Origin of the sequence: Robertmurraya sp. (assembly GCF_036676585.1) — a bacterium.
Lineage (GTDB): Bacteria > Bacillota > Bacilli > Bacillales > Cytobacillaceae > Robertmurraya_A.
Window position 1 is genome coordinate 1 of the sequence record NZ_JAKFCQ010000198.1, and the last position, 10,734, is coordinate 10,734.

Here is a 10,734-nt window from a genome sequence, read left to right on the forward strand (position 1 = left end):
AAGTAGCTTTTCTAAATAGTAAATCAGAATGATAAATACAGACATAATGCTGAAATACTGTAAGATGACTTCTAATGCGTTCGTGGTGCTTATATCTCCTCTTCCTTCCAATCCACCTCGTGCAAACTGGCCACCTGCACCATCGTCGGGTGGGGTACTCCGTTCAAATTGACGATTCCCTCCAGAAAAGTCACCACTTGGAGGAGTACCACGTTCGAATTGACCTTTCGCAAAACCTCCTTCAGGCATTTCGGAAGAGGAGGTAGCAAAAACGCGAGACACTCCAAGTAGGTCTGTTAAAAAATTTGTTGAATAGATTTCATAGCTTCCGAATACTAATAAGGCAGCTGTAGCGACCTTTGCGACGATGCCAAGAACCGGTTTCGGCGTTTTAAATTTTACAATTTTATTAAAAACTTGGATTACCCATTTCCAATGTAAACCAACATGAGCAGCAACTAATATAAGTACTAAATAGGAAATAGAGATATGTGCCATTTGAAACCATCGCTCATTAGTAACATTAATATTAGGGAACACAATGTGAGAAACCAAAATCCCACTGATGATAATAAAGGCCATAGTGATGAGTAAAAGTAAATTTAAGACATATCCAAATTTTGTTTTGAAAGGAAGCTTCCGATCAAATAACTTAACGGTCACATTTTTAATCCATCTCCAGTTAAGTGCTATATGTGTAAAAAACACTGCAGCAATGGCTAAGCCTGCAATTTCATGAAAGGTTAAACCGCCCAATACTTGTTTGTTGAAAAACAAGACAAATGTGACTGCCATTAAAATGTCTAGTCCAAACTTTACGTACATTAACTTTTTCTCTTTCAATTAAATCCCCCCCTCAAAATTTATTTAATCCCATTATGGAGGACGGACCTTAAAAGAACCTTAAAATTAAAATTCAGAGGTTTTGAAATAAAAAAAGGCAAGCCAACAGTCAACAATTTTGGCTTGCTTTCATTTTATTTGTATAGAAATATTTTTAAATTATCTTTATTATCAATGGTTGCAAGAAGAACATCATTTACCCTGGTTTGATATGAACTTTCTAACTTTGAGGTGACCCATTCTTTACTTTTCCCCAGTTCCTTTAATTCCGAAGTAAGTATGGTACCTTCCTTAATAATGGTCCTAGGGTGTTCGAAAGGCTCTGTTTTTATTCCTAACGTAGAAGGGGTGACGGGTTGGTATTTAGGATCTAGGAAAAATGATATTTTTCCATCTGCTTCCCAAGTAGCGAGAACTACTTTCTTTACATCATCAACTTGTCCTTCCCGTAATTCTTCAAGTAAAACATCTAGAGATATTCTCGCCTTTTTCAACCCTTCATACAGGATTTTACCGTCTTTTACAATCGTAACGGGAGGGGCATTCACTAGTCTTCTAAACCATGGCCATTTCAGAAGCATAAATACCCCAGAAATATATAAAACCATTAATACAGCTGTGGTTATCATCGATCCTTTTAATCCAAGATGTTGATCGGATAACGGATGGGCAATGATATTTCCAATAACTAAAGCAACAACAAAATCAAGTAGCCGTAATTGAGATATTGATCGCTGAGTTAATAATTTAGCTACAATCAATAGAAAAATAAAACCTACAACTGCCCGAAGAATCCACTCCATGCTAGTAAGGGTTTCTTGACTTTGGTAAAAATCCATCACGTAAAACACATCCTTTATTCCGATAACTAAATGTTAGTTTACCTATGAGGTGATTGAAATAATCTTCAATCGTATGAAATAGTTTCAAATTGTGATTCAAATCCTCATTTTTATTTTTTGGGAGTTGTATGATGAGTTCAGTTGAGAAACACTTTCAAGAAATCTTAGGAGGAATGAATAGATGAACAAAATAATGTTAGCGAAAGATACGTACTGGGTAGGAAAGATTGATGATCGTGAAGTACCATTTCACCGATTAATATTAGGAAAAGGAACAACGTATAATGCCTATTTACTAAAGACAGAAAAGCCAACGGTAATTGATACGGTAGATATGCAGTTTGGTAGAGAGTTTGTTGAGTACTTAAGTGAGTTAATCAATCCCGAGGGAATCCAATATATCATTATTAATCATACCGAACCCGATCATTCAGGTGGACTAGCTGCATTAGCTAGCAGAGCACCACATGCGACGATTGTCTGTACTTCTCCTGCGGTAAACGAACTAAAGGAAATGTACAAACTTCACAGCAGGAATTTTTTAGTCGTAAAAGATGGAGATACATTGGATATCGGAGGAAAAACACTGAAATTCAAAGAAACACCGTACCTGCATACAGAGGAAACGATGATAACGTATTGCATGGAAGATAAAATCTTATATCCTTGTGATATCTTCAGCACACATGTGGCTAGTAATACTTTTTTTGCGGATGAGGCTGACTTTGATATTACAGATGATTTCATTGGCTACTACAATGCGATTATTCATCCACATCGAAGATATGTACGAACATTGATTCAAGCATTAGAAGATTTGGATGTGCAAATGATTGCTCCATCTCATGGCTATATTTTGCGAAAAGATATCCAAAAGTATATTGATTTGTACGCAACGCTGAGTGCAGATACGATCGATGATAAAAAAGCAACCATTGTGTATACAAGTCTTAGAAACAATACAAAAAAGGTAGCGGAGAGTATCAAGAGAATATTAGAAGAAAATCAAATTCACGTCTCAATCTTTAACGCAGATAAGTCCGAAAAGAGCGCCATTCTTGAGAGTATTAAAGAAGCGGATGCTGTATTTATTGGTAGTTCCACAAAATATGCAGATATGATCGGAAATCTTGAAGATGTGCTTAAGGACTTAAAGGAAATGAATCTTGAAGGGAAGATTGCTGCTGCCTTTGGTTCTTATGGTTGGAGTGGAGAAGCTATTGAAGTCATTCAAGATTACTTACATGAAACAAATATGAATGTTCAAAGCACTTCTCACGTGATTAAAACAACAGGGATGACACATGTAGAGTTTCCAGTAAGAGTAAGATTTTCACCAAATAATGAACAGTTGAAAAAAATTGAACATTCAACAACATTTGTTGCTGATTTACTATTAAGCGCGATTTAAGAAAAAGGCAGGTGAAGAAATGATGAAACATTATTGTATGATTGGAACAGGTGTCGCAGCTGTGAATGCAGCAAAGGCCATAAGAGATGTTGATAAAGAGGCACATATCTCCTTGTTTGGAGCAGAAAAGTCACTTCCATATAACAGAATTAAATTATCAAAAGAATTGTTCTCGGACTTAAGAAGTGAGAAAGTCCTACTCAAAAAAGAGAAGTGGTATGAGATGCAAAATATCCGAACATACCCAAATACAAAAATTGTGAGGATCAATACCGGAGATCATCTCCTTCTTACAAAAACAGGTGATACGATTCCGTACGATAAACTCCTCATATGCACAGGGGCAAAAAACAGAAGGCTTCCCGTCAATGGAGTGGATAGAAGAGGAGTTTTTACCATTAGAGAAATGCATGAAGCAGAAGATTTCAAAGCATTCATAGAGGATAAAGCGAGTATAGTAAACATCGGTGGAGGTATTCAAGGACTAGAAACAGCATGGTCTATCTTACAGGCTGGGAAAAAGGTTTCGATTGTAGAGGTCGCTCCAAGGTTGATGGCTAGGCAGCTAGATGAAAAGACTAGCACACTATTAAAAAGAAAAATCGAAGAAGCTGGTGTGGATATATACTTGAATGCCTCTATTAAAGAGATTGTTGGTGATGATCAAGTAAAAGGAATCGTCTTAAATGATCAATTGATTTCCTGCGACAGTGTCATTTACTCCATCGGTGTCGTTCCTAATCTTGACTTAGTAGAAAATACTACGATTCAAACCAATAGAGGAATCATCGTGAATGAAAAGATGGAAACAAACATACAGGATGTGTATGCAGCAGGGGATGTGACCGAGCTGCATGGTGAAGTAGAAGGCTTATGGGGTCGGGCAATGGATCAAGGAAAAGTGGCGGGTAAAAATATGGCATCTGCTACTGAATTGTATGAGAAAACAACTCCATTTACAGTATTTAATGCCTTTAATATGTCTTTGTTTTCCATAGGAATGGTGGATGAAGGTCTATGTGATACAACCATTATTGATGAAGATGGAGATGAAAAATACACGAGAATTTTTATAAAAGACGAGAAAATAGTAGGTGTAATTTCTCTTGAGGGCATTGTTGCCTCCGCACCTTATAAAATGGCGATTGAAAATAAGATTTCCCTGAATGGAATTTCGTTAGACACTGTTTCGGTAAAGGAATTGATGAGTTTGGTAAAGGAAAGGCTGTCACAACCAGCTTAACATGAAGGAGGGAAACTAGAATGAAAAAGTATATATGCTTACCATGTGGTTATATTTACGATCCAGCAATAGGAGATCCTGATGAGTGCGTCGAACCAGGAACACCGTTTGAGGAGCTGCCAGAAGATTGGGTATGTCCTGTATGTGGGGAAGATACTGACCAATTCTCAGTGGTAGAGGAATAAAGGAAAGATCGCAGCTATCCATTAGCTGTGATCTTTTTTAATAGAAGTGATGTAAAGCACAAATTCCAAAAATGGCTTATGGTATATTTTTATGAGATTCATTATCAACAGATTGGAACAACCCTCTAAGAGATTTCTCTATAAATAAACAAAATAGGTGATAGTTATGAAGGGAACTAGCTGCAATCATGATAAAATGCTTGGACCTTGCCCCAAAAAAGTACCAATTTTTGGAGCGTTATCTGAAGAAGAAATCCTAAAAGTCGCGAAGATGGCCAAGCATACTCAATTCAAAAAGGGACAGTTGCTTTTACATGAAGGAGAGAAATCTGATCGATTATTTATTGTGAATAAAGGCCAAGTCAAGGTTTCCAAATTTACTATAGATGGAAAAGAACAGATTTTATATATATTAACAAGCGGCGAGTTTTTTGGAGAGTTACACCTTTTTAATAATGAAGAAGTGAATAATTTTAGTGTTTATGCCATTGCAGACACGGAGATTTGTGTCATCACAAAAGATGATATTGACCGAATCATGGAAGCAAATCCGGAAATCTCTATAAAATTATTAAAAGCTTTGACAAAGAGATTAGCACATACAGAAACGTTAGTACAAAACTTAGCAACCAAGGATCCTGAAGTGAGGATTGCCCATATGATTCTAGAATTTTGTCAAAAGTTTGGAACAAAGAAAAGTGACGGAATTCTTATAGAGCTTCCGATAACAAGAGAAGAAGTAGCAAGCTATGTCGGGGTGACAAGAGAAACAATTAGTCGTAAATTCAGTAAGTTTGAGAGTTTGGGATTAATTTCTCAACAAGGAAATAAAAAGCTATTAGTAAAAGACCATCAAACCTTAAGAGAATATATACATTAATTACAAAGGGCACAACAAATATTTCGATATATTTCACATTTGTTACAGATATTTCAGAAAATTCCCTTCCGAAATTTAACAGATTGAAAATTCAATAGAGAAAAAGAACGTTTATATGAAAACGCAAGTCATCCAGATATATCCATTTTACTGTTTGAAACTGATGCCTTAATTTCAAATAATTTACTTTTCTTAGCTAAATATGCTCTTTTTTCCTCCGAAAAAATTAAAGCCATCTCTCTATAGCCTTTTATTTTTATTTCGTTATGATGATAAGGGTCATGGATACGGTATCCAGAAAAAGGAAGAAATATTACTAATCCATAGACAAAAGAAAAAGGAGTTGGAGAATATGGTTGGCTTTTTAGAGGAGAAGAGAAAGCTTACTATACGACTAAGTCTCATTTTTACATTAGTTGTAAGTATGGTAGCTGTTCCACTAAGCACATTTGCTGAAGGGACCTTTCCATGGATGGACAAGAGTCTTTCTGCTGAGGAACGGGCTAATTTGTTAGTTGAAGCAATGACGCTGGAGGACAAAGTAGATTTTATCACTGGTAATGTGAACAATTATTATGGATTTTATAATGAGGGAATGGAGAAGTATGGCATTCCTGCTTTACAAATGGCTGATGGACCGACCGGGGTCCGAATTGCTAATCCGGAAATACAAAATAAACAATCTACTGCATTACCCTCAAATATTGGATTGGCAGCTACTTGGAATACGGAAACTGCTAAGAAATATGGAGATTTAATTGGAAATGAAGCATTTAATACCACACATAACGTATTGTTAGGGCCTGGATTAGATATTGCTAGAAATGCGTTTGGAGCAAGAAACTTTGAATCATTGGGAGAAGACCCTTATTTGCAATCACAAATGGCTATAAACTATGTGAATGCGATTCATGAAAATAATGTACTAGTTACAGCAAAACACTATCTATTAAACAATCAAGAAACGGATCGCTTCACAGCTGATTCACAGGCAAGTGAACGAGCAATTAATGAAATTTATGCAAAACCGTTCGCGAGTGTCATTGAAAATGCTAGTTTAGGAAGTGTAATGTGTTCCTTTAACCAAGTAAATAGTGTGTATGCTTGTGAAAATGAAGATCTTTTAACAAACCTATTAAGAGGAAACTTGAATTTTGATGGCTTTGTTATGAGTGATTACGGGGCAAATGTAAGTACGACAGAATCAATTAATGCTGGGCTTGATTTAGAAACACCTGGAGAGCCGATGGGTTTATGGGGCGACGATTTATTACAAGCGGTGAATAACGGAGAAGTTAGTGTAGATACGATTAATCAAAGTACGTACCGCATTTTATATCAAATGTTTGATAAAGGATTATTTGATAACCCAACACAAAACAATCAAATAGGTGTAGCAGCACACGGGGCTATCGCTCGACAAATTGCTGCAGAAACAATGGTATTGCTTCAAAATAACGGAGATGTATTGCCGTTAAATACAGAAAAACTTGATTCAATAGCGGTTATCGGACCAGATGCAGACACGGCTTCTGCCGCTGGTGGTGGAAGTTCACTTGTTAATCCAACGTATACTGTGTCTCCACTTGAAGGAATTACGAAGCGTGCTGGTAACAAGGTAAAGGTTGAGTATGCAGCAGGAACCGACCCAATTAGTGCGGGAGATATTTTACCAGGACCAAATGCAGTGCCATCTTCATTCTTATTACCATCTGCTGATGCAACAGAAAACGGATTACAAGCAGAGTACTGGTCAAATAAAAATATGGAAGGTAACCCTGTTTTTAACCATATTACTAAGCAAGTAAACTTAAATCTAGGGTTTTATAATTATGAAGGCTTTAATGCTCAATCTTCGAAATTAGATAAACTTCCTACAAACTTAAATGGTATGATGTCTGCAAGATACACTGGAGTTATCAAGGTGCCAAAGACTGGAGAGTACAAGCTTTCAACAACTAGCTATGGTTCTAGTAAAGTATATATTGATGGAAAGCTTGTTATAGACAATGCTGGAGCGAAGCTTGGAACAGTAGAAGAAACTGTCACATTAGAAGAAGGTAAAAACTATGATTTAAAAATTGAATATAAAACAGATTACACAAAAACAACTGGAAATGACAATGGTGGTCAATTACGTTTTGGCTGGGAAGCGGCTGAAGATGTGGTCGATGATAATATTACTAAAGCAGTTGAACTAGCGAAAAAATCAGATGTAGCAGTGATCGTAACTAGAACGTATGATAGCGAAGGGTACGTGGATCGTTCGGACATGGAACTTCCAAATAACCAGGAACAACTGATTAAAGAAGTAGCAAAAGTAAACAAAAACGTGGTAGTTGTGAATGAAAGTGGAACAGCTATTGAGATGGGAGATTGGAAGGATCAAGTACCTTCAATTGTCCAAGCATGGTACCCAGGACAAGAACAAGGGAATGCCATTGCCGATGTACTATTTGGGGACGTAAATCCTTCTGGTAAATTACCGGTTACCTTCCCAGTAGATGAAGATTCAACACCGGTTTCTTCAGAAGAACAATATCCAGGAATTAACCTAGTAACTGAATATACGGAAGGAATTTTCGTCGGATACCGTGGCTTTGAAAAAGCGGGTATTGATGCGGCGTTCTCCTTCGGTCATGGATTATCTTATACAGACTTTGGCTATAAGAATTTAAAAACAAAAATGAAATCATCAAAGAAAACAGAAAAACCAACGATTGAAGTATCGCTAAATGTAAGGAATACAGGTGATGTAGCAGGTTCAGAGGTTGTTCAGGTGTATACGGGTGAATTGCCGACGAATGTGGAAACAGCGCCAAAACAATTAGCAGGATTCCAAAAGGTTGAATTAAAGCCAGGTAAACAAAGTGGAGTAACAATTCAGCTTGATGCAAAAGCATTCTCTTACTATGACGAAGAGAAAAATGCATGGGTAATGCCTTCTGGTGAGGTACCAATCTATGTTGGTAGCTCTTCTACGGATATCCGCTTAAAAGGTAGTATCACGATATCAAAAGAAATTAGCCAGCAATTTAATCAAGCAAAGTGAAAATACATTAAGGATAATCAGTCAAGAAGATAAACCCTTCATTTCCCCCACAAGTTCGTTATGTGCTTGTGGGGATTTTTTTGAAAATCCAAAGAGGTGATAAATATGAACCACAATCACAAATGTCTACTTCTAGTCTTTTTATTTCTGTTATTAGGTGGTATTAGCATGTTCACACTTTTTAAGGAAAGAGCAGAGAATCAAGAGTCATCGGTGGAACGAAATGAGGCTTCTATCTGGCTAACAACGGGTGATCAAAAGAACCTTCTTACTCAAAAATCTCCTCTACCATTTTCAAAAATAGAAGAAAAAAATATCCCAACCATCACGATCGACCGTGAAACAAAATACCAAACGATGGATGGCTTTGGGGCTGCAATAACCGGTTCTTCGGCCTATTTAATAAATAATAAATTAAACCAATCGTCTAAGGAGATGCTCTTAAAGGACTTGTTTTCAGCAAATGGTATTCATATCAGTTATGTAAGACATTCAATTGGAGGATCTGATTTTTCAGTTGATGATAAAGGAAATGCGAGCAACTACACGTATGCAGATGAAGAGGATATTAGTTTAAGTCACTTTTCGGTGGACAAAGATCAAGAGGTTATCAATGTCCTACAGGAGGCTCGAAGCCAAAACCAGAATCTGAAGATCATGGGAACACCATGGACCGCGCCATCATGGATGAAATACGGAGAAAAAACATTTAATGGTTGGTACCTTGACTATACGACAGAGGAAACATACAAGGCCTACGCAGACTATTTTGTCCGTTATATAAAATCGTATGAAGAAAGAGGGCTTCCGATTGATAGTATTACCATTCAAAATGAGCCAGACTTTACGTCACCTAATTATCCAACGATGAGTATGAGTGCGGAAGAACAAGCTGTATTTATTGGGAAATACTTAGGTCCGGCACTTGAATCGAACGAGATCGATACAAAAATTATTGCCTATGATCACAATTGGGAGGGGGCTTCCGAATTTATTTCTACAGTGTTTCAAAATGAGGACACGAACAAATATACAGAGGGAACTGCGTTTCATTGTTATAAAGGAACACCAGAATCTATGACTCGAGTACATGTCAATTTCCCTGATAAACATATTTATCTATCTGAGTGCAGTGGTGGTGAATGGAGCGAAGACTTTGGGGATAATTTAAGCTGGCAAATGTCCAATTTGATTATTGGAGGTCCAAGAAACTGGGCGAAAACAGTATTGATGTGGAATACCGCACTAGATGAAAAAGGAGGGCCAACCAATGGAGGTTGTGAAAATTGTCGTGGGGTTGTCACGATTAATCAGGAAACTGGAAAAGTGACGAAGAATGTTGAATACTATTCAATCGGGCACGCAAGTAAATTCGTTCAAGCTAAAGCGATAAGGATTGCTTCAACAAGCTATCCTGGAATCATTGAGACGGTTGCCTATGAAAACATTGATCATTCTACTGTACTTATCGCCTTAAATCCTAGTGATAAAGAAACAAGGTTTCAAGTCAATGATAGAGGTTCATTTTTTACGTATACTCTTCCTCCTAAAAGCGCGGTTACTTTTATATGGGAAAAGAAATAGGTTGAGAAAGGAAGGTAGGGGAAATTTATGTGTAAGTTTCCTATATTATGGGAAGTTTAAAAAATAAAAAAGGAAAATGATATGATAGGCCTGATTATTGCCATTATACTTTTTAATCTTATTGCCTTTAAAACGAATAAAAGATTGACTGCAAATCAAATTGTACATATTTGGGCATTTACGATAGCATTTCAAATGTTATTCGATTTAATAGTGGAATTCAAATTTCACGGATATTGGTATTTTTATAAAGGAGTCGATTGGAAAGGCCTCCTTGCACATACAGTACTTATTCCACCGGTTAATATGATGTTTTTAAACTGGTTTCCTTTTAATAAATCTATCCGTCAAAAAATCACTTATCTTTTCTTTTGGGTGATGGGAATTTTGATGTATGAAACGATTACTCTACTCCCTGAACCATGGGGTTTTTTTCATTATGGTTGGTGGAAGTTGTGGCATGCTGCAATTGTGGACCCCGTTCTTCTTCTCATATTATTAGGATATTATAAGTGGGTTTGTAAATTAGAGAATCAATTATTAGAAAATCCAAATTGAAAGTAAAATGCTCTTTGTTAAGGGCATTTTTATTTTAAGGTTTTCTTAAGGTTTGTCTTTAATAATTACTGAAGTTTGATATCAGGAGAAGGTGTATTATGAAATCTAGGTGGTCCATTTGGTTAGAAAGAACAGA

9 protein-coding genes are annotated in these 10,734 nt (G+C 36.6%); 7 read left to right on the top strand and 2 right to left on the bottom strand.

Annotation, left to right across the window (positions count from 1 at the left end):
- The coding region (locus ACGLXV_RS24255; RefSeq protein ID WP_391560647.1) for a DUF4405 domain-containing protein at positions 1 to 843 on the bottom strand (843 nt) is incomplete at its 3' end.
- Positions 844 to 977: 134 nt separating this feature from the next.
- Positions 978 to 1,682, bottom strand: a complete 705-nt coding sequence (locus ACGLXV_RS24260; RefSeq protein WP_391560655.1) for a DUF421 domain-containing protein — start codon at positions 1,680 to 1,682, stop codon at positions 978 to 980.
- A gap of 184 nt (positions 1,683 to 1,866) precedes the next feature.
- Between ACGLXV_RS24260 and ACGLXV_RS24265 the strand changes: the two genes are divergently transcribed.
- The 7 genes from ACGLXV_RS24265 (at position 1,867) to ACGLXV_RS24295 (ending at position 10,598) form a co-directional block, all read left to right on the top strand.
- Positions 1,867 to 3,096 carry an FprA family A-type flavoprotein gene (locus ACGLXV_RS24265; protein ID WP_391560648.1) on the top strand — a complete coding sequence of 410 codons (1,230 nt, stop codon included), beginning with the start codon at positions 1,867 to 1,869 and terminating at the stop codon, positions 3,094 to 3,096.
- A gap of 19 nt (positions 3,097 to 3,115) precedes the next feature.
- Positions 3,116 to 4,339: an NAD(P)/FAD-dependent oxidoreductase gene (locus ACGLXV_RS24270; protein ID WP_391560649.1), complete on the top strand. Its 1,224-nt coding sequence runs from the start codon at positions 3,116 to 3,118 to the stop codon at positions 4,337 to 4,339.
- 20 nt (positions 4,340 to 4,359) lie between these two features.
- Positions 4,360 to 4,524: a rubredoxin gene (gene rd / locus ACGLXV_RS24275; protein ID WP_391560650.1), complete on the top strand. Its 165-nt coding sequence runs from the start codon at positions 4,360 to 4,362 to the stop codon at positions 4,522 to 4,524.
- Between the two features lie 166 nt (positions 4,525 to 4,690).
- Positions 4,691 to 5,404 carry a Crp/Fnr family transcriptional regulator gene (locus ACGLXV_RS24280; RefSeq protein WP_391560651.1) on the top strand — a complete coding sequence of 238 codons (714 nt, stop codon included), beginning with the start codon at positions 4,691 to 4,693 and terminating at the stop codon, positions 5,402 to 5,404.
- A 352-nt stretch (positions 5,405 to 5,756) separates the two neighbouring features.
- A complete protein-coding gene (locus ACGLXV_RS24285; protein ID WP_391560652.1) occupies positions 5,757 to 8,456 on the top strand; it encodes a beta-glucosidase in 2,700 nt (899 codons plus the stop codon).
- 168 nt (positions 8,457 to 8,624) lie between these two features.
- Entirely contained in the window at positions 8,625 to 10,040 is a 1,416-nt protein-coding gene (locus tag ACGLXV_RS24290) for a glycoside hydrolase family 30 protein (protein ID WP_391560653.1), read from the top strand.
- A gap of 81 nt (positions 10,041 to 10,121) precedes the next feature.
- The gene (locus ACGLXV_RS24295; RefSeq protein ID WP_391560654.1) at positions 10,122 to 10,598 is read left to right on the top strand and encodes a hypothetical protein; all 477 of its coding nucleotides are present in this window, start codon (positions 10,122 to 10,124) and stop codon (positions 10,596 to 10,598) included.
- Positions 10,599 to 10,734: the final 136 nt, after the last annotated feature.

What these genes read in the sequence shown, in the direction of transcription:
- ACGLXV_RS24295 (WP_391560654.1), top strand. Translation starts at nt 10,122, where the DNA reads ATGATAGGCCTGATTATTGCCATTATACTTTTTAATCTTATTGCCTTT.
- rd (WP_391560650.1), top strand. Translation starts at nt 4,360, where the DNA reads ATGAAAAAGTATATATGCTTACCATGTGGTTATATTTACGATCCAGCA.
- ACGLXV_RS24260 (WP_391560655.1), bottom strand. Translation starts at nt 1,682, where the DNA reads ATGGATTTTTACCAAAGTCAAGAAACCCTTACTAGCATGGAGTGGATT.
- ACGLXV_RS24270 (WP_391560649.1), top strand. Translation starts at nt 3,116, where the DNA reads ATGATGAAACATTATTGTATGATTGGAACAGGTGTCGCAGCTGTGAAT.
- ACGLXV_RS24285 (WP_391560652.1), top strand. Translation starts at nt 5,757, where the DNA reads ATGGTTGGCTTTTTAGAGGAGAAGAGAAAGCTTACTATACGACTAAGT.
- ACGLXV_RS24290 (WP_391560653.1), top strand. Translation starts at nt 8,625, where the DNA reads ATGTTCACACTTTTTAAGGAAAGAGCAGAGAATCAAGAGTCATCGGTG.
- ACGLXV_RS24280 (WP_391560651.1), top strand. Translation starts at nt 4,691, where the DNA reads ATGAAGGGAACTAGCTGCAATCATGATAAAATGCTTGGACCTTGCCCC.
- ACGLXV_RS24265 (WP_391560648.1), top strand. Translation starts at nt 1,867, where the DNA reads ATGAACAAAATAATGTTAGCGAAAGATACGTACTGGGTAGGAAAGATT.